This is a genomic window from Streptosporangium roseum DSM 43021 (assembly GCF_000024865.1).
GTDB lineage: Bacteria > Actinomycetota > Actinomycetes > Streptosporangiales > Streptosporangiaceae > Streptosporangium > Streptosporangium roseum.
On record NC_013595.1, the window covers coordinates 2,519,453 to 2,536,882 of the forward strand.

The 17,430-nt window shown below is 71.5% G+C and carries 17 protein-coding genes; 8 read left to right on the forward strand and 9 right to left on the reverse strand.

Going from position 1 to position 17,430, the window contains the following annotated elements; genetic code table 11:
* Window positions 1-106 precede the first annotated feature (106 nt).
* Together SROS_RS53825 and SROS_RS53830 are read right to left on the reverse strand one after the other, a co-directional pair.
* The gene (locus SROS_RS53825; RefSeq protein ID WP_012889058.1) at window positions 107-814 is read right to left on the reverse strand and encodes a DUF5941 domain-containing protein; all 708 of its coding nucleotides are present in this window, start codon (window positions 812-814) and stop codon (window positions 107-109) included.
* Window positions 811-2,388 (reverse strand): CDP-alcohol phosphatidyltransferase family protein, encoded by a 1,578-nt coding sequence (locus tag SROS_RS53830; RefSeq protein WP_012889059.1) that lies wholly within the window; start codon window positions 2,386-2,388, stop codon window positions 811-813. The genes SROS_RS53825 and SROS_RS53830 overlap by 4 nt, the downstream gene beginning before the upstream one ends.
* A 162-nt stretch (window positions 2,389-2,550) precedes the next feature.
* Here SROS_RS53830 and recO point away from each other — a divergent pair, with 162 nt between their 5' ends.
* Genes recO through SROS_RS11315 form a run of 3 tightly spaced genes read left to right on the forward strand, consistent with a single transcriptional unit; the run spans window position 2,551 to window position 4,885 of the window.
* Window positions 2,551-3,288, forward strand: a complete 738-nt coding sequence (gene recO, locus SROS_RS11305) for a DNA repair protein RecO (protein WP_012889060.1) — start codon at window positions 2,551-2,553, stop codon at window positions 3,286-3,288.
* The gene (locus tag SROS_RS11310; RefSeq protein ID WP_012889061.1) at window positions 3,285-4,064 is read left to right on the forward strand and encodes an isoprenyl transferase; all 780 of its coding nucleotides are present in this window, start codon (window positions 3,285-3,287) and stop codon (window positions 4,062-4,064) included. The genes recO and SROS_RS11310 overlap by 4 nt, the downstream gene beginning before the upstream one ends.
* Before the next feature lie 44 nt (window positions 4,065-4,108).
* Entirely contained in the window at window positions 4,109-4,885 is a 777-nt protein-coding gene (locus tag SROS_RS11315; RefSeq protein ID WP_012889062.1) for a crotonase/enoyl-CoA hydratase family protein, read from the forward strand.
* A gap of 122 nt (window positions 4,886-5,007) precedes the next feature.
* Here the strand turns inward: SROS_RS11315 and SROS_RS11320 are convergent, their stop codons facing one another.
* A complete protein-coding gene (locus SROS_RS11320; protein ID WP_012889063.1) occupies window positions 5,008-5,556 on the reverse strand; it encodes a CGNR zinc finger domain-containing protein in 549 nt (182 codons plus the stop codon).
* A gap of 97 nt (window positions 5,557-5,653) precedes the next feature.
* Between SROS_RS11320 and SROS_RS11325 the strand changes: the two genes are divergently transcribed.
* Window positions 5,654-6,667, forward strand: a complete 1,014-nt coding sequence (locus SROS_RS11325) for a DMT family transporter (RefSeq protein WP_012889064.1) — start codon at window positions 5,654-5,656, stop codon at window positions 6,665-6,667.
* On the opposite strand, the gene SROS_RS11330 is transcribed toward SROS_RS11325, so the two are convergent.
* The 5 genes from SROS_RS11330 to SROS_RS11350 are packed head-to-tail and all read right to left on the reverse strand — an operon-like array spanning window position 6,589 to window position 10,011.
* Window positions 6,589-6,996, reverse strand: coding sequence for a Fur family transcriptional regulator (locus SROS_RS11330; RefSeq protein ID WP_012889065.1), 408 nt, complete (start codon window positions 6,994-6,996; stop codon window positions 6,589-6,591). The two genes, SROS_RS11325 and SROS_RS11330, sit on opposite strands and share 79 nt — an antisense overlap.
* On the reverse strand, window positions 6,993-7,826 hold the full coding sequence (locus SROS_RS11335) for a metal ABC transporter permease (RefSeq protein WP_012889066.1): 834 nt from the start codon (window positions 7,824-7,826) through the stop codon (window positions 6,993-6,995). The genes SROS_RS11330 and SROS_RS11335 overlap by 4 nt, the downstream gene beginning before the upstream one ends.
* Window positions 7,823-8,575 carry a metal ABC transporter ATP-binding protein gene (locus SROS_RS11340; RefSeq protein WP_043651818.1) on the reverse strand — a complete coding sequence of 251 codons (753 nt, stop codon included), beginning with the start codon at window positions 8,573-8,575 and terminating at the stop codon, window positions 7,823-7,825. Before SROS_RS11340 ends, SROS_RS11335 begins: the two co-directional genes overlap by 4 nt.
* A 36-nt stretch (window positions 8,576-8,611) precedes the next feature.
* Window positions 8,612-9,574, reverse strand: a complete 963-nt coding sequence (locus SROS_RS11345) for a metal ABC transporter substrate-binding protein (protein ID WP_245564609.1) — start codon at window positions 9,572-9,574, stop codon at window positions 8,612-8,614.
* Window positions 9,575-9,618: 44 nt separating this feature from the next.
* On the reverse strand, window positions 9,619-10,011 hold the full coding sequence (locus SROS_RS11350; RefSeq protein WP_012889069.1) for a DUF6703 family protein: 393 nt from the start codon (window positions 10,009-10,011) through the stop codon (window positions 9,619-9,621).
* A gap of 153 nt (window positions 10,012-10,164) precedes the next feature.
* Between SROS_RS11350 and SROS_RS11355 the strand changes: the two genes are divergently transcribed.
* The 4 genes from SROS_RS11355 to SROS_RS11370 all read left to right on the forward strand — a co-directional run bounded on the left by SROS_RS11355 (window position 10,165) and on the right by SROS_RS11370 (window position 16,428).
* A complete protein-coding gene (locus SROS_RS11355; RefSeq protein ID WP_012889070.1) occupies window positions 10,165-10,443 on the forward strand; it encodes an antibiotic biosynthesis monooxygenase family protein in 279 nt (92 codons plus the stop codon).
* A 150-nt stretch (window positions 10,444-10,593) separates the two neighbouring features.
* Entirely contained in the window at window positions 10,594-11,979 is a 1,386-nt protein-coding gene (locus tag SROS_RS11360) for a glycine--tRNA ligase (RefSeq protein ID WP_012889071.1), read from the forward strand.
* Between the two features lie 353 nt (window positions 11,980-12,332).
* Window positions 12,333-14,975: a pyruvate, phosphate dikinase gene (gene ppdK, locus SROS_RS11365; RefSeq protein ID WP_012889072.1), complete on the forward strand. Its 2,643-nt coding sequence runs from the start codon at window positions 12,333-12,335 to the stop codon at window positions 14,973-14,975.
* A 220-nt stretch (window positions 14,976-15,195) separates the two neighbouring features.
* Window positions 15,196-16,428 carry a deoxyguanosinetriphosphate triphosphohydrolase gene (locus SROS_RS11370; protein WP_012889074.1) on the forward strand — a complete coding sequence of 411 codons (1,233 nt, stop codon included), beginning with the start codon at window positions 15,196-15,198 and terminating at the stop codon, window positions 16,426-16,428.
* 98 nt (window positions 16,429-16,526) lie between these two features.
* Here the strand turns inward: SROS_RS11370 and SROS_RS11375 are convergent, their stop codons facing one another.
* The gene (locus tag SROS_RS11375) at window positions 16,527-17,387 is read right to left on the reverse strand and encodes a M23 family metallopeptidase (RefSeq protein ID WP_148269020.1); all 861 of its coding nucleotides are present in this window, start codon (window positions 17,385-17,387) and stop codon (window positions 16,527-16,529) included.
* Window positions 17,388-17,430: the final 43 nt, after the last annotated feature.

Here is a 17,430-nt window from a genome sequence, read left to right on the forward strand (position 1 = left end):
CCGGGTCTCCGGGAACGGCGGAGGGCCGCGACGGACTGTCGCGGCCCTCTGCGTGTCTGGCGTGTCTGCGTGGGTACGGCGGCGCCCGGGAGGGCGCCCCGCGGCCTCAGGCGGGCTCGGCCTCGCCCGTGGCCTGCTCCATGGCCTCCTCGGGAGAGGCCTCCAGGTCGTCGCCGGCCTGGGCCAGCGCCGTCTCCTTGTCCAGGCGGACCCAGCTCGTCACGCTCTCGACGGCGAACAGCACGCCCAGGTAGAGCGTGAGCGCGGCCAGCACCCAGGTCAGCACGCCGAGCGCGGCGCCCGCGCCGAGCAGCAGGAGCCGGAGCTCCCAGCCCAGCCCCGCCTTGAACACCCAGTCGGGCGGCCAGATGCTCTGCCGGGTCCGGTACACCGTGTCGTAGGTGTGGTAGCCGACCACGTAGAGCAGCACGAACAGCAGCCACTTGGGCGCCCCGGCCGCCAGGCCGACCAGGATGATCGTGAGGAACTCGGCCCCCCGGATCAGCGGCGGGGCAAGCCAGTCGAGCTTGCCCAGGTGGTCGCGGGCCGCGGTCGGCAGCACCAGGAGCACCATGACCACGACCGGGACCAGCAGGACCGGGCCGTCGTCCAGCATCCCGGTCACCGCCATCGCGATGATCGCGAGCAACGCGACGAGCGTGGCCGGCACCGGGGGCAGCCCCGGTCCCATCTTGTCGCGTAGCGCCATCACCAGGGGACCGTCGTCGCGGTAGGCGAGCAGACGCGCGGTCTGCACGCGCAGCCGTTCCTCGTAGGGGTCCGGAGCGGGGGTGGTCTGCGGCTGGGTGATCATGCGAGCGACCTCATCAGACGTCCGGTGAGCGAGTAGGCGGTGGCGATGCCGCCCCAGATGATCAGGGTGAGGAAGGTGACCCGGGCGTCGAAGAAGGCGCTGACGATGGCGATGGCGGCGAAGCGCTCACCGATCGGGAAAACGATCATCTTGCGGGCCCAGTGCACGGCCCGGTTCCTGCCCGCCTTGCTCCACATCTTCAGCAGCCCGCGGATCCCGCCGCTGCGCGCGATCTTGCGCTGCTCCAGCGCCGCCCGGAGGTCGGTGTCGGCGCTGACCGCCAGCGACACCGAGGGCAGCGGCGACGGGGGCTTGCGCCGGTTGGCCGCACCGAAGGAGAAGTCCAGCAGGTGCTTGATGGACTGCATGCCGAGCGCGGCCAGCGCCAGCGTCCACACGTCACCCACGCCGGAGACGGCCGCGCCGACCGCCAGGCCGGCGAAGACCACGTACTCCTTGAACCGGTCGAAGGTGGCGTCCAGCCACGCTCCGAGCACGCCGAACTTGCGGGCGTAGCGCGCGACCTGCCCGTCCACGCAGTCGAAGACGAAGGCGAAGTAGATCAGGATGCCGCCGGCGACCATCCCGGGCCGCGCGCCGGTGGCGAAACACGCCGCCGCCGCCACGCCCAGGGCGATGGAGATCAGCGTGACCTGGTTGGGCGTGAGCCCGCGCCGGGCCGCCCAGCGGGCGATGAAGCGGGAGTACGTGCTGACGAAGTAGGTGGTGAAGAAGCCGTCGGCGCCCTTGACCGCGTTGTTCAGCCGGGCCTTGTCCTCGTTGAACGTGGACATCTCGGCCACTGCCTCGTCGGCCTGCTCCCGGTTGTTCAGCCGGCGGAAGAACAGGTCGCGGCGGCCCCGGGTGCCGACCGAGACGCCCCGCCGTACCAGGCCGAGGACCAGGAGCTGGAGCAGGTCGTCCTCGGGGCCGAGCAGGTGGGCCATGTCGGCCAGCTCGCGGGCGGCCTCGGCCAGCGTGACCGCGTGCTTGTGGTGCAGGTGCAGCGGGCCGAGCAGGACGGAGTTGGGCCGGGTCACCGCGTGGTAGGCCGAGCCGACCGAGATCACCCGGGACTTGCTGGCGCGGACCCGGACCGGGAGGCCCTCCAGCGTGCGGTCGCCGATCTCCGGCTCCGCCTCGTCGATCGGGACGTCGGGGACGATCGTGTCGCCGTTCTCGTCCTCCTCCCGCGGCTCCTTGGTGATCAGCGCGAGCGCTCCGCGCTTCGACTTGGTGATCTGGTAGATCAGCTCGTCGTGGATCAGCGAGTTGGCGGGCAGGATGAGCAGGTTCTCGGTGGCGTGCTCGACCGCGTCCGCGACGGCGCGCAGGTCACCGGCCAGGTCGGAGGTCTCGACGAGCCGGCCGGGGAAGCCCCGGTAGGCCGGCGCGTCGCCGGAGCGGGCGATCGTCACCGGCGCGGGGTCGAGCGAGGCGAGCTGACCGTGCAGCTTGCCGATCACAGTGGGGCAGCCGGGAAGCGCGGGCAGAGTCAGCGCGGCGGACGGCGTCGACTGGCCGGAAGCGGCATCGGGGCCGGGCGATGAGCCCAGCAGGACCACGCGGGGCATGGCACCCTTTCGTGCGGGGGCGGGGTGAAACGTGGCGCGGGGAGTTCGCCAGACGCCAAAGTTTAGTGAGTTTTGGATGAACAACATGCACCCGTGATCCATCTGTGCCACTTGATCATGGTTAAAACCGTGCCACGTGGGGCATCCCACTAGACTGACCAGGTGAGTCTGTACCGTGACGACGGCATCGTGCTGCGCACCCACAAGCTGGGCGAGGCCGATCGCATCGTCACGGTCCTGACCAGGCGCACCGGAAAGATCAGAGGGGTCGCCAAGGGGGTCAGGCGGACCATGTCGCGTTTCGGCGCCCGGCTGGAGCCGTTCACCCACGTGGATCTCCAGCTCCACACCGGCCGCACGCTCGATGTGATCACCCAGGCCGAGACGATCCGCCCGTACGGCGAGGCGCTCGTCACCGACTACCCGCGCTACACCGCGGGCAGCGCGATGCTCGAGACCGCCGACCGGCTGACCCTGGGGGAGAAGGAGCCCTCGCTCCGCCAGTTCCTGCTGCTCGTCGGCGGCCTGCGCACGCTCGGCTCGGGGGAGCACGAGCCCCGGCTGGTCCTCGACGCCTACTTCCTGCGCTCGCTGGCCGTCGCCGGCTACGCCCCCGCCCTGGAGGCGTGCGCCCGCTGCAAGGCGCCCGCGGTGCGGGCGTTCGCCATCGTGGCGGGGGGCGTGGTGTGCGGGGGCTGCCGTCCGGCGGGGGCCGCCGTGCCCGCGGGGGAGACCCTCGCGCTGATGGTGGCGCTACTGAAAGGCGACTGGCTCACCGCCGACGCCTCCGACGGCCGGCACCGCGCCGAGTGCAGCGGGCTGGTCGCCGCATATCTCCAATGGCACCTGGAGCACGGCATACGCTCTCTCCGACACGTAGAAAGGGAGCCCGCCACGTGAACGTCCGTCCCCCAGCCCCTCACCCCACCGGCGTCACCCCGCCCCCCATCCCGCGCGATCTCGTGCCCCGGCATGTGGCGATCGTGATGGACGGCAACGGCCGGTGGGCCAAACAGCGCGGTCTGCCGCGCACCGAGGGCCACAAGGCGGGCGAGGCGTCGCTCTTCGACGTCATCGAGGGCGCGATCGAGCTCGGCGTCCCCTACCTGTCGGCCTACGCCTTCTCCACCGAGAACTGGAAGCGCTCCCCCGACGAGGTCCGCTTCCTGATGGGTTTCAACCGCGACGTCATCCGCCGCCGCCGCGACGATCTCCACGCCATGGGCGTGCGGGTCCGCTGGGCCGGCCGTCCCGGCCGGCTGTGGAAGAGCGTCATCCAGGAGCTGCAGGACGCGGAGCGGATGACCGAGCGCAACTCCACGCTCACCCTGCAGTTCTGCGTCAACTACGGCGGCCGTGCCGAGATCGTGGACGCGGCGCTGCGCCTGGCGCAGGACATCGCCGCCGGGCGGGTCAGGCCGGGCCGGGTGAAGGAGGAGACCTTCGCCCGCTACCTGGACGAGCCGGAGATCCCCGACGTCGACCTGTTCCTGCGCTCCTCGGGTGAGCAGCGCACCTCCAACTTCCTGATCTGGCAGACGGCCTACGCCGAGATGGTCTTCCTCAACCGCCTGTGGCCCGACTTCGACCGCCGGGACCTGTGGGAGGCCTGCGAGACCTACGCCAAGCGCGACAGGCGGTACGGCGGAGCCCTGCCGAACGCGGTCACAGAATAATGTTATGTTCCGGGGTGCTGCCGACCCGCTGAGAGGTGCACCGGATGACCGTCAGGATCGAACGCCAGGGCCCCGTCACCACCGTCGTCCTGTCCCGGCCTGAGGTCCGCAATGCCGTGGACGGGCCCACGGCCGCGGCCCTGGCCGGCGCCTTCCGGGACTTCGACGCCGATCCGGAGGCCGCGGTGGCCGTGCTGTGGGGTGAGGGCGGCACGTTCTGCGCGGGGGCCGACCTCAAGGCCGTCGCCGCGGGCCGCGGCAACCGGGTGGCCCCCGGCGGCGACGGGCCGATGGGGCCCACCCGGATGCGGCTCGGCAAGCCGGTGATCGCGGCGGTCGCCGGACACGCCGTCGCGGGCGGGCTGGAGCTGGCGCTCTGGTGCGACCTGCGGGTGGCCGAGGCGGACGCGGTGTTCGGAGTCTTCTGCCGCCGCTGGGGCGTTCCGCTGGTCGACGGTGGCACCGTCCGGCTGCCGAGGCTGATCGGGACCGGCCGCGCGATGGACATGATCCTCACCGGACGTCCGGTGTCCGCTCAGGAGGCCTACGAGATGGGCCTGGTCAACCGGGTGGTGCCGGCCGGCGGGGCGCGGCAGGCCGCCGAGGAGCTCGCCGCCGACCTCGCGCGCTTCCCGCAGGACTGCATGCGCGGTGACCGCATGTCGGTGCTGGAGCAGGAGGGGCTGGACGAGGAGGAGGCCATGGCGGGCGAGCTGCGCCATGGCATGCGCGCCCTGCCCGGTGCGGTGGCCGGCGCCGCCCGCTTCGCCGCGGGGGCGGGACGCCACGGTGATTTCAGCGCGCTCCGGGGCGGCGGCTGAGGCCGCAGGACGGGCGGTCGCGACGCTCCGGGGCGCGGGTCCCCGCCGTGAGGACGGCCGCCGCGGGGGCGTGACCCCTTCCGCCGTGGTGGAGGGCCCGCGGTGATCGGCGGAGGGCGGCCTCAGGCGCGGCGGCGGGCCCGGTAGGCCGCGACGTGCATGCGGTTCCCGCAGGTACGGCTGTCGCAGTAGACCCGGGAGCGGTTGCGCGACTCGTCGACGAAGACGTGGCCGCAGTCGGGGGCCGAGCAGGTGCGCAGGCGCTCCCACTCGCCCTCGACGAGCAGGTGGGCCAGCGCGACGCCCAGATCGGCCGACAGGTGCTCGCCGAGCGAGGCGCCGGGGGCGAAGTAGTGGACGTGCAGGGCGTGGCCGTCGTGCTCGGTCAGGCGCGGGGTGATGCGGGTGCCGCTCAGCAGCGTGTTCAGCCGGATGACCGCGGTGGCCTGGTCGGGGGCGGTGAAGACCTTGTGGAGGGCCTCACGCAGGGCGCGCACCTGGCCCAGGTCCGCCTCGCCGAGCTCGCCGACACCGCTGACCTGCCGGTTCTCCACGAATTCAGTCAGTTGCTCCAGGTCGGTCAGACTGTCTTCGCCTCCGGTGGAGGGGGAGGTGTTGACGAGATCGACCACAGTGGCGAGCGAGTACACCATGTCATGTCCAAATGGCATGTTGCCTCCTGTTGAATGCGGTTCTAACGTGGGGGGCGCGTACGGCGGCTCGCCGTCTCGGAAGCGTATCTCTCCGGCGCCTGTTCGGGGGCCCGTCGTGACCGCACACCGCCGCGCCGTCCTGGCCGCCGTGACCGGAGCGGCGGTCATCGCGACCTCGGCCACGCTCGTCCGCCTGTCGGGTGAGCCCGCCGCGATCTCGGCGCTGTTCCGGTGCGCCTACGCGCTGCCGTTCCTGGCGGTTCTCGCCTGGCGGGAGGGCCGTCGGCTCGGCCCGATGGCGGCCCGGCGGCGCGCGCTCGCCTGGCTCGCGGGCCTGGTCTTCGGCCTGGACCTGCTGCTGTGGCACCGCAGCATCGACTACGTCGGCGCGGGCCTGGCCACCGTGCTGGGCAACCTGCAGGTGTTCGTGGTCGCGTTCGCGGCCTGGGCCCTGCTGCGCGAGCGGCCCTCCATCCGGCTCCTGGTCGCCGCCCCCGTCGTGTTCGCGGGGGTGGTGCTGATCTCCGGCCTGTTCGACGCCGCGGCCTACGGCTCCGACCCCCGGCTCGGCGTGATCCTCGGCGTGGCCACCGCGCCGGTCTACGCCGCCTTCATGCTGATCCTGCGCGGCTGCTCGGAGGAGGGCCGCCGGAGCGCCGGGCCGCTGGCCCACGCGGCCGCGTCCGCCACGGTGCTGATCGCTCTGGCGGGCCCCTGGCCGGGCGCCGCCGCCCTCACCCCGCACTGGCCCTCGCACGGCTGGCTGCTGCTGCTCGCGCTCGGGCCCCAGGTGCTCGGCTGGGTGCTGATCACCTACGCGCTGCCCCGCCAGCCCGCCGCCCTCACCGCGCTGCTCCTGCTCATCCAGCCCGCGGGTACGCTCGCGCTGTCCGCGCTGGTGCTGGGGGAGCGCCCGTCGGCGGTCCAGCTCGCCGGGTGCACGGTGATCGCCCTCGGCGTCCTGTACGGCTCCCGCCCGGAGCGGCTCCCGCGGACGCCCCCGTCCCGGGCCCTCGCCGGCGGGGCGGGCCCCGCCGGCCTCCCGGACTCTCAGGCCCGGCTCGGCACCCCCGCGGGCTTGACGGCGGCCGAGCAGGAGGCGCAGGTGCCGAAGACCTCGACCGTGTGAGTGATCTCGGTGAAGCCGTGCTCGGAGCCGACCGCCTCGGCCCAGCGCTCCACCGCGGGCCCGGCCACCTCCACGGTCCGCCCGCAGCGGCGGCAGACCAGGTGGTGGTGGTGGTCGCCGCTGGCGCACGCGCGGTAGACCGACTCCCCGTCGTCGGTCCTGAGCGTGTCGACATGGCCGCTGTCGGCGAGTGCCTGGAGCGCCCGGTAGACCGTGGTCAGTCCGATCTTGGCGCCTTCCGCGCGCATCTCGGCGTAGACGTCCTGCGCGCTGCGGAAGCCCTCGCTCTGGCGGAGGATTTCATGGACGGCATCACGTCTGTTGCTCATGGGCTGGACTCCTGTGGTCGGCTTCGGCGTACGAATCTACCGAGCCCGAGGGCCAGGACGAACCCTGCGAGGGCCACGATCACGATGATGGCGCCCGGCGGGACCTCGATGTAGAACGAGGAGGTCAGTCCGCCGACCGTGGAGATCATCCCGAAAAGCATGGAGAGCGCCATCGTGCTCCTGAAACCCCGGGTGAGCTGCTGGCTGGTCGCCACCGGGACCACCATCAGCGCGCTGACCAGCAGCAGTCCCACCACGCGCATGGCGATGACCACGGTCAGCGCGGCGGTGACGGCGATCAGCAGGCTCAGGAAGCGGACCGGCAGGCCACTGGCCTTGGCGACCTCCTCGTCCTGGCAGAGCACGTAGAGCTCGCGCCCGAAGAAGGCCACCACGCCGAGCACGGCGACCGCCAGCAGGCCGATCACCCACACGTCCTGGGTGCTGACGCTGCTGATCGAGCCGAACAGGTAGGACATCAGGGTGGCGTTGCTGCCGCCCGGGGCCAGCGAGATGAGCAGCACGCCTCCGGCGATGCCGCCGTAGAACAGCAGCGCGAGCGCCACGTCGCCGCTGGTCCTGCCGCGCGCGCGGACCAGCTCGATCGCCACGGCGCCGAGCACCGAGACCGCCACCGCGGTCAGCACGGGGGCGGTGCCGGTCAGGAACCCGAGCGCCACGCCGGTCAGCGCGACGTGCCCGATGCCGTCGCCCAGCAGCGCCAGGCGGCGCTGCACGATGAACGTGCCGAGGGCCGGGGCGGCCAGGCCGACCAGGAGGGCGGAGATCAGCGCCCGCTGCATGAAGTCGAACTGCAGAAGGTCGATCACGATGCGGGTCTCCAGTCGAGCGGGCTCGCGGGCTTCTCCTCGGCGTGCGGATGCACGTGGTCGTGGCCGGGCAGCGCGTGCGCGCCGACGGCGTGGGGCGGCGGGCCGTCGTGGCAGACGAATCCGTCCCTGAGCACCACCGCGCGGGTGATGAGCGACTCCATGGGGCCGAGCTCGTGGGCCACCAGCAGGACCGTCTTGCCCTGGTCGACGAGCGTGGTCAGGGTGTCGGCCAGGAGCTGCTGGCTCTGGGCGTCCACGCCCGCGGTGGGCTCGTCCATGACGAAGGTGTCGGGCTCCCCGGCGAGGGCGCGGGCGATCAGTACCCGCTGCTGCTGCCCGCCGGACAGGGCCTGGACCGGGTCTCCGGCGCGGTGGGCCATGCCGACGGCCTCCAGCGCCCTGGCGGTCGCCTCGCGGTCGGCCGGGCTGGTCGGGCGGAGCCGTCGCTGCCTGGCGATCCTGCCCGAGGCGACGACCTCGCGGATGGTCGTCGGCACGCCGCCGCCCACCGCGAGCCGCTGGGGCACGTAGCCGATCCGCCACCACTCGCGGAAGCGGGCGGGCGGCGCGCCGTACAGGAGGGTCGAGCCGCCGGACAGCGGCGTCAGGCCGAGCAGGGCGCGGATGAGGGTGGACTTGCCCGACCCGTTCGCGCCGAGCACGGCCACGACCTCGCCGGGTTTGACGGTCAGGTCGATGCCGCGGAGCACCGGACGGCGGTCCAGGCTGACCTGGCCGCCGCTCATGGTGAAAACTGCCTGGTTGGATGTCACATGTTGCCTTTACGAGCAGCTGAGTGCCGCCTGAAGTGCGGTGAGGTTCTGGCGCATGGCGGACAGGTAGTCGCCGCTCGCCGGCTGGCTCTCGACCGGGTCCAGGACCGCGGTCTTGGCGCCGACCTCCTGGGCGAGCACCTCGGCGACCTTGGGGCTGACGAGGGTCTCGGTGAAAATCGTAGTCACTTTCTCCTGCTTGGACACTTTCGCCACTTCGGCCAGCCGGGCGGGGGAGGGCTCGGCGTCCGGGTCGAGGCCGCTGATCCCGATCTGGCGGAGCTTGTAGCGGTCGGCGAGGTAGCCGAACGCGCCGTGGCTGGTGACGATGGCCGTGGAGGCGCACTTGCTCAGCCCCCGCGTCAGCTCGCCGTCCAGGGCGCCGAGGTCGGCGGCGGTCTTGGCGGCGCGGTCCTTGTAGCCCTGGGCGTGCGCCGGGTCGGCGGCGGCGAGCTTGTCGCCGAGCATGGTCGCGACGGTCGCGAAACGGGACGGGTCGAGCCAGATGTGCGGGTCGTAGGCGACCTCGTGGCCGTGCTCCTCCTCACCCGCGTGCTCCTCCTCGCCGGCGACCGCCGGGAGGGTCTTGACCGCTGCCGCCGCGTCGAAGCCCCGGTCGGCGGCGTGCTGCTCGACCGCCTCGTCCACGGCGGGCTGCACGCCCTTGATATAGGCGACCAGGGCGGTCTTCTCCAGCCCGGCCACCTGGACGGGCGTCAGCTCCAGATCGTGCGGCTCGACGCCTGGCTTGGTCAGGCCCGTGACGGCGACGTCGGGGCCGCCCACCCGCTCGGCCAGCCACTGCAGCGGATACAAGGCCGCGGTGACGTCGGTCCTGCCTCCCGGCGCACCGCCCGGCCGGGCGGAGTCGGCTGAGCCGGAACCGCAGGCGGCGGTGGTGGCGAGAACGGTCGTGAGAGCAAGCAGACCCGCGCCACGCATGCGCATACGTCGGGAAAAGTCGGACACCATGTCCACCAGTATGCGCGTAAATGAAAACGGTTGTCAAAACCGTTCTAGAAGGCCCCGAACCGGTCGGCCGCCAGGAGCAGCAGGAAGGTGAGGAGGGCGACGCGCAGGATACGCCCCCGGGCGCCGAGCGAGGGCCACGACATGTAGGCGAGCCAGCCGACGAACCCGATCACCGGCAGCACCGCGAGGCCGCCCCAGAAGGACGGCACGGCGAAGCCGACCAGGAGCAGGACCACGAGTGCCACCGGGGCGATCCAGCGGGGAAGCTGGAACAGGAAGACGAGCGGGGCCGCGCTGCGCTTCTCGACCTTCTGCCGCAGGCCGGTCGCCCCCGGGGTGAAGAACTGCTCGCCGGGCGGGAGCGGGCGCTGTCTCCGCTGCTGGGGGCGCTGCCGGGCCAGGGGGTGTGCGGAGCGCTCGCTGCGTTTTTCGGCCACGGCCCGAGCCTAACGCCGGGACGCCCCGGGCGACATGCTCCGTCGCCCCCGGCCGGCGCGTGCCGCACCCGGGCTCACGCCCGCCCGCCGGTGCCGGCGGGCCGGGGCGACGCCGGAAGCGGGGAGGACGGCGGGCTCTGACATGCTGTCCGGATGCTTGCTCTCATCCGTTACTCGGTGCCCTCCGGCCAGACCGGGGAGTTCCTTGCCCAGGCGCATGACATCCTCGACACCCTGGCCGGGCAGCCCGGCTACGTGCGCGGCCGCGTGACCCGCTCGGTGGACGAGCCGGAGCTGTGGGCGCTGGTCAGTGAGTGGGAGGGGGCGGGGTTCTACCGGCGCGCGCTGGGGGCCGCGCGGATGGCGATGTATCCGCTGATGACGTTGATGATCAACGAGCCGAGCGCCTACGAGGACGTGGACCGTCCCTGACCGGTCCTCCCCGGAGTGGACCGTTCCCGGGCGGCCTCCGCCGGGCGGGGCGGCGTGGTGGTTCATGCGCGCGTCCCGCCCGTCCGACTCCCCTAAGCTGGGAACTCAATCATTCCTCGCCGACCTCCAGCCGGATGGAGATTTTCCCTTATGGCACGCCGTACGGACATCATGGACACCATCGTCAGCCTCGCCAAGCGACGTGGCCTTGTCTATCCCTCCAGCGAGATCTACGGCGGCCTGCGCGCCTCATGGGACTACGGGCCGCTGGGCGTGGAGCTCAAGAGCAACGTGAAGCGGCAGTGGTGGAAGAGCATGGTGCAGGGCCGTGACGACGTGGTCGGCCTTGACTCCTCGGTGATCCTGGCCCGTGAGGTGTGGCAGGCCAGCGGCCACGTGGACACCTTCACCGACCCGCTGACCGAGTGCCAGGCGTGCCACAAGCGCTACCGCGCCGACCACCTCGAAGAGGCCTACGAGGAGAAGCACGGCAAGCCGGCGGTCAACGGCCTGGCCGACATCACCTGCCCCAACTGCGGCAACAAGGGCTCCTTCACCGCGCCCAAGCAGTTCAGCGGCCTGCTGAAGACCTATCTCGGCGCGGTCGAGGACGAGTCCGGCCTGGCCTACCTCCGGCCGGAGACCGCCCAGGGCATCTTCATCAACTACCTCAACGTGCAGCAGTCCGCGCGCAAGAAGATCCCGTTCGGCATCGGCCAGATCGGCAAGTCGTTCCGCAACGAGATCACCCCGGGCAACTTCATCTTCCGCACCCGCGAGTTCGAGCAGATGGAGATGGAGTTCTTCGTCAAGCCGGGCACCGACGAGGAGTGGCACCAGTACTGGATCGACGAGCGCTTCCGCTGGTACACCGACCTGGGCATCAGCCAGGACAACCTCCGCATCTACGAGCACCCGCAGGAGAAGCTGTCCCACTACTCCAAGCGGACCGTCGACATCGAGTACCGCTTCAACTTCACCGGCAGCGAGTGGGGCGAGCTGGAGGGCGTCGCCAACCGCACCGACTTCGACCTGACCGCGCACGGCAAGGCCTCCGGCACCGACCTCAGCTTCTTCGAGCAGGACACCGGTGAGCGCTACGTCCCGTACGTGATCGAGCCGGCCGCCGGTGTCGACCGCGCCACCCTCACCTTCCTGCTCGACGCCTACACCGAGGACGAGGCGCCCAACGCCAAGGGCGTCATGGAGAAGCGGACGGTCATGCGGCTGGACCACCGTCTCGCGCCGGTCAAGGTCGCCGTTCTCCCGCTGTCGCGCAACGCCGATCTGTCGCCGAAGGCCAAGGACCTGGCCGCCCAGCTCCGCCGCCGGTGGAACGTCGAGTTCGACGACGCGGGCGCGATCGGCCGCCGCTACCGCCGCCAGGACGAGATCGGCACGCCGTTCTGCATCACCGTCGACTTCGACACCCTCGACGACCAGGCGGTGACCATCCGCGAGCGCGACTCGATGGCCCAGGAGCGCGTGGCCCTCGACCAGGTGGAGGCCTACCTCCGCCAGCACCTCAACGACTGACGACCGCTCCTTCCGACCGACGACGGCCGGCGACCCCGCGGGGGGCCGCCGGCCGTCGCTTTTCCGCTGCGGCCGGCGGCCCGGGGCGCCTTGTACACCATGGCTTGAACCTCCGGTGAACGCGCCTGAATGCTGAGACAATTGGTTTATACCAATTGGTTTATACCAATTCTTGGGGCGGCCGATATCGCGGTTGTTTTGACTCCGATTTGAATTGGATTAGACCGCTATGTGGGCATTGACGTGCGCAAACGCAGGGTGTCCGGTTGTGTGACGTTTCATCGGCTTATTCGTCGGTAGAGTCCGAAGGGAGGCGGAACCACGCGTCGTTTGAAGTCGCAGAAGGAGCAACCGTGCCCAAGTACGTTTACGACTTCACCGAGGGCAACAAAGATCTCAAGGATCTGCTCGGCGGTAAGGGGGCCAACCTGGCCGAGATGACCAATCTCGGGTTGCCGGTGCCCCCCGGCTTCACCATCACCACCGACGCGTGCCGCCGGTTCCTCGAAGACGGCACGCTCCCCGACGGGCTGGAGGAGGAGGTCTCCCTGCACCTGGCCGCGCTGGAGGAGCAGATGGGCCGCCGCCTGGGCCAGGCCGACGACCCGCTGCTGGTGAGCGTGCGCTCCGGGGCGAAGTTCTCCATGCCCGGCATGATGGACACCGTCCTCAACATCGGGCTCAACGACGAGTCGGTGCACGGCCTGGCCAAGCAGGCCGGCGGCAACGAGCGCTTCGCCTGGGACTCCTACCGGCGTCTCATCCAGATGTTCGGCAAGACCGTTCAGGGCATCGAGGCCGCGCTGTTCGACGACGCCCTTGAGGAGATCAAGAACGGCCGCGACGACCTGGAGCTGGAGGCGGCCGACTTCCAGCGGCTCGTCGAGACCTACAAGGGCGTCGTCCGGGCCCAGACCGGACAGGACTTCCCCGCCGACCCGCACCAGCAGATGCGCATGGCCGTCAAGGCGGTCTTCGACTCCTGGAACGCCCCTCGCGCCATCCTCTACCGCCGCCAGGAGCGCATCCCCGCCGACCTCGGCACGGCGGTCAACATCTGCTCGATGGTCTTCGGCAACTGCGGCATGGACTCCGGCACGGGCGTGGCCTTCACCCGTGACCCCGGCAGCGGTCACCAGGGCGTCTACGGCGACTACCTGCAGAACGCCCAGGGCGAGGACGTGGTCGCGGGCATCCGCAACACCATGTCGCTGCAGGAGCTGGAGGGCATCGACAAGCCCGTCTACGACGAGCTCATGCAGATCATGGAGAAGCTGGAGAACCACTACCGCGACCTGTGCGACATCGAGTTCACGGTCGAGCGCGGCAAGCTCTGGATGCTCCAGACCCGCGTGGGCAAGCGGACGGCGGGCGCCGCGTTCCGCATCGCCGTACAGCTCGCCGACCAGGGCCTGATCGACCTCGACGAGGCCGTGACCCGCGTCACCGGCGCCCAGCTCGCCCAGCTCATGTTCCCGCGTTTCGGCAGAGATGCGGACAGCACGAAGATCACCACGGGGATGAACGCCTCCCCGGGGGCGGCCGTCGGCAAGGCCGTCTTCTCCTCCGAGCGGGCCGTCGAACTCGCCGCCCGGGGCGAGGCCGTCATCCTGGTCCGCCACGAGACCAACCCCGACGACCTGTCGGGCATGATCGCCGCCCAGGGCGTCCTGACGAGCCGCGGCGGCAAGACCTCGCACGCGGCCGTGGTCGCCCGCGGCATGGGCAAGACCTGCGTCTGCGGTGCCGAGGAGCTGGAGGTCTCCGCCAAGGAGCGCAGGTTCACCGCCCCCGGCGGCGTCGTCGTCTCCGAGGGGGACGTCATCTCCATCGACGGCTCCAGCGGCGCCGTCTACCTCGGCGAGGTGCCCGTGGTCGCCTCCCCGGTCGTGGAGTACTTCGAGGGCGCGCTCGACCAGGACGACGAGCTCGTCCGGGCCGTGCACCGCATCATGAGCCACGCCGACGCCTCCCGGCGGCTGGACGTGCGGGCCAACGCCGACAACGCCGAGGACGCCGCCCGCGCCCGCCGGTTCGGCGCCCAGGGGATCGGGCTGTGCCGTACCGAGCACATGTTCCTCGGCGACCGCCGCCAGCTCGTCGAGGACCTGGTCCTGGCCACCTCCCCGCAGGAGCGGGAGCGGGCGCTGGCCGCGCTGGAGCCGCTGCAGAAGGCGGACTTCACCGAGATCTTCCAGGCGATGGAGGGCCTGCCCGTCACGATCCGCCTGATCGACCCGCCGCTGCACGAGTTCCTGCCCGACCATACCGAGCTGTCGGTGAAGGTCGCCCTCGCCGGCGAGGGGGCCGACGACAAGGACCGCAGGCTGCTGGCGGCGGTCAAGCGCCTGCACGAGCAGAACCCGATGCTGGGCCTGCGCGGTGTACGGCTCGGCCTGGTCATCCCTGGCCTGTTCGCCATGCAGGTCCGGGCGATCGCCGAGGCGGCCAGTGCCGTCCCCGGCGCCCGCGCGGAGATCATGATCCCGCTCGTCGCCGCCGTCCAGGAGCTGGAGACCGTCAAGGACGAGGCGCGGGCGATCCTCGCCGAGGTCGGCGTCGAGGCCCTGGTCGGCACGATGATCGAAGTGCCGCGGGCGGCGCTGACCGCCGGGCAGATCGCCGAGGCCGCGGAGTTCTTCTCCTTCGGCACCAACGACCTGACCCAGATGACCTGGGGTTTCTCCCGGGACGACGTCGAGGCCGCGTTCTTCTCCAAGTATCTGGAGCTGGGCGTCTTCGGTGTCTCGCCGTTCGAGTCCCTGGACCGTGACGGCGTGGGCCGGCTCGTGCGGATCGCCGCCGAGGAGGGCCGCAGGACCCGTCCCGACCTCAAGCTCGGCATCTGCGGCGAGCACGGCGGCGACCCCGACTCGATCCACTTCTGCCACCAGGCGGGCCTGGACTACGTGTCCTGCTCGCCGTTCCGCATCCCGGTCGCCCGGCTGGAGGCGGGCCGTGCGGCGCTGGTCTGCGAGGGCTCCGACACCCGATAGGACGGGCCCCGGCCGGGGCGTCCACCCGTCGGGGCCGGCGCGCGCCTTCTTCTCACGGGCGGTCTCCGATGCCGTCGGAGACCGCCCGCGAGGGGCGGGGCGGGCTCCGCGCGGGCGCGTACGGCCGGCCGGCGTCCCATGAGCGCAGGTCCGGGGTCATCAGGTGTTTTCCTCCCGTTCGGCATGGACCGCTCCTTTGGTGGATAAAATCACTGCACTTATGCACGGTTATGACGAGCACGATCAGGCCAGATGGGTGCCGGAACCCCCCGGCAACCCGGAGAGAGGCCCGTTCGAGCGGGACCGGGCGCGGGTGCTGCACAGCGCGGGGCTGCGGCGGCTCGCGGCCAAGACCCAGGTGGTCGGGCCGGGGGAGACCCTCGGCAGCGGGCAGCACATCCCGCGCACCCGGCTGACCCACTCGCTGGAGTGCGCGCAGGTCGGCAGGGAGATGGGACAGTCCCTCGGCCGCGATCCCGATCTGATGGAGACCGCCTGCCTGGCCCACGACCTCGGGCACCCGCCGTTCGGGCACAACGGGGAGACCGCGCTCAACGAGCTCGCTGCCGGGTGCGGCGGGTTCGAGGGGAACGCGCAGAGCCTGCGCCTGCTGACCCGGCTGGAGGCCAAGGTCCTCACCGAGGACGGCCGCAGCGCCGGGCTCAACCTCACCCGCGCCTCCCTGGACGCCGCGGTCAAATATCCCTGGACCCGCGAGACGAGTCCCAAATACTGCGCCTACGGCGACGACATGGCCGTCTTCGAGTGGATCAGGGAGGGCGCGCCCGAGGGGCGGGTCAGCTTCGAGGCCCAGATCATGGACTGGGCCGACGACGTCGCCTACTCGGTGCACGACCTGGAGGACGCCCTCCACTCCGGCGCCGTCGCGCCGGAGGCCCTGCGCGACCCCGCCGAGCGCCGTGAGGTCTGCGCGACCACCCGCGCCTGGTACGCCCCGGAGGCCGAGCCCGGCGAGCTGGAGGACCTCTTCGGCCGCCTGGTCGCCCAGCCGCTCTGGCCCCGCCACTTCGACGGCTCGCTCGCCGCCCTCGCCGCGATCAAGGGCCTCACCAGCTCGCTCATCGGCCATCTCTGCCGGTCCGCGCAGATCGCCACCCGGGAGTCCTACGGCCCGGCCGCGGGACGCTACAGCGCCGACCTGATCGTGCCCAGGGCCACCCGCCTGGAGTGCGCCCTGCTGAAGGGGCTCACCGCCCACTACGTGATGACCAGGGACGCCCACAACGCCAACCAGGCCAGGCAGCGGGAGCTCATCCACGACCTGGCCCACCTGATCATGCTGGGTGCCCCGGGCACGCTGGAGCCCGCCCTCCGGCCCTCCTTCGTCAAGGCCGGGAGCGACGCCGGGCGGCTCCGCGTGGTCGTCGACCAGATCGCCTCGCTCACCGACACCTCCGCGGTCACCTGGCAGCGGCGCCTGTCCGGACGCTGACCCCGGGGCCGCCGCTCCCCGGGCCGCCGTCTCCGCCGCTCCCCGGGACGCCGGGGCCGCCCCCGGGACGCCGGGGCCGGCTGCCGTGTCCGGTGGGGTTAACCGCCCACCGTGATGTGCTCGTCGTCCGGCTTCGGGGGCTTCTCGGTGCGCTTGGGCTTGGCCCCCGGCTTGGACTTGCACAGGGTCACGCACCTGGGCGCAGCCCCGGTCTGGGCCAGCACGGCCTGCATCTCGTCCTTGGGCGACAGCGTGCGGTTGCCGTTCAGCCAGGCGTCCAGGTAGTTCCACGGCTTGACCATGCCCCGCCGTACCCACCAGAGCGAGGGCTCGGTCTTCCAGGAGATCGCGAAGTAGAGGTTGCTGGCGGTGGAGCGGGCGTTGCCCGAGTTGCCGACCTGGCCGAGGACCTGGCCCGCGCTGACCCGCGTCCCCGGCGCGATCCCCGGTGTCACCCTGTCCAGATGGCCGCCGAGGTAGCGCACGCCGTCGTCGCCGATGACGCTGACGAAGCGGCCCTCGCGGTCGGCTCCCCGGTCGGTGGAGGGTCTCCAGCGGTTCTTGATGTTGACCTCGTGGACCACGCCGTTCACCGGCGAGACGAACGAGCATCCCTTGGCCGCCCAGATGGTGGTCTTGGGCAGGACCAGCAGCCTGCTCTCGTAGGTCACCCTGCAGTCCTTGACGGGGAAGGCGTAGGTGTGAGCGGACACCTTCGGCGGCGGCACCTGCACCGGGTCGCCGGCCTTGGGCCGCTCCACCGTCACCCGCACCGGCACCTTGGGGACAACGGTCGTCTGTGCCGGCGACGGAATGGTCGCGGTCACCGCGCCCGGCGCCGCGGCGACCGCCTCGGCAGAGGGGGCCGGAGGCAGCGTGCTGATGCCCGCGACTCCACCCGGTGACGCGCAGGCTCCTGTGACGAGCACCGCGCCGGTCACGCCGGCCAACCGTGCCATATGCCCCGATCGCATGATCTCCACCCGCGTAACTTATCGAGAA

Bases quoted from the DNA above. Each gene is read 5' to 3' on its own strand.
- SROS_RS53825 (WP_012889058.1), bottom strand. From the start codon at position 814: ATGATCACCCAGCCGCAGACCACCCCCGCTCCGGACCCCTACGAGGAA.
- SROS_RS53830 (WP_012889059.1), bottom strand. From the start codon at position 2,388: ATGCCCCGCGTGGTCCTGCTGGGCTCATCGCCCGGCCCCGATGCCGCT.
- SROS_RS11315 (WP_012889062.1), top strand. From the start codon at position 4,109: ATGACCGTCAGGATCGAACGCCAGGGCCCCGTCACCACCGTCGTCCTG.
- SROS_RS11320 (WP_012889063.1), bottom strand. From the start codon at position 5,556: ATGCCATTTGGACATGACATGGTGTACTCGCTCGCCACTGTGGTCGAT.
- SROS_RS11330 (WP_012889065.1), bottom strand. From the start codon at position 6,996: ATGAGCAACAGACGTGATGCCGTCCATGAAATCCTCCGCCAGAGCGAG.
- SROS_RS11340 (WP_043651818.1), bottom strand. From the start codon at position 8,575: ATGAGCGGCGGCCAGGTCAGCCTGGACCGCCGTCCGGTGCTCCGCGGC.
- SROS_RS11345 (WP_245564609.1), bottom strand. From the start codon at position 9,574: ATGGTGTCCGACTTTTCCCGACGTATGCGCATGCGTGGCGCGGGTCTG.
- SROS_RS11355 (WP_012889070.1), top strand. From the start codon at position 10,165: ATGCTTGCTCTCATCCGTTACTCGGTGCCCTCCGGCCAGACCGGGGAG.
- SROS_RS11360 (WP_012889071.1), top strand. From the start codon at position 10,594: ATGGCACGCCGTACGGACATCATGGACACCATCGTCAGCCTCGCCAAG.
- SROS_RS11370 (WP_012889074.1), top strand. From the start codon at position 15,196: ATGCACGGTTATGACGAGCACGATCAGGCCAGATGGGTGCCGGAACCC.
- SROS_RS11375 (WP_148269020.1), bottom strand. From the start codon at position 17,387: ATGGCACGGTTGGCCGGCGTGACCGGCGCGGTGCTCGTCACAGGAGCC.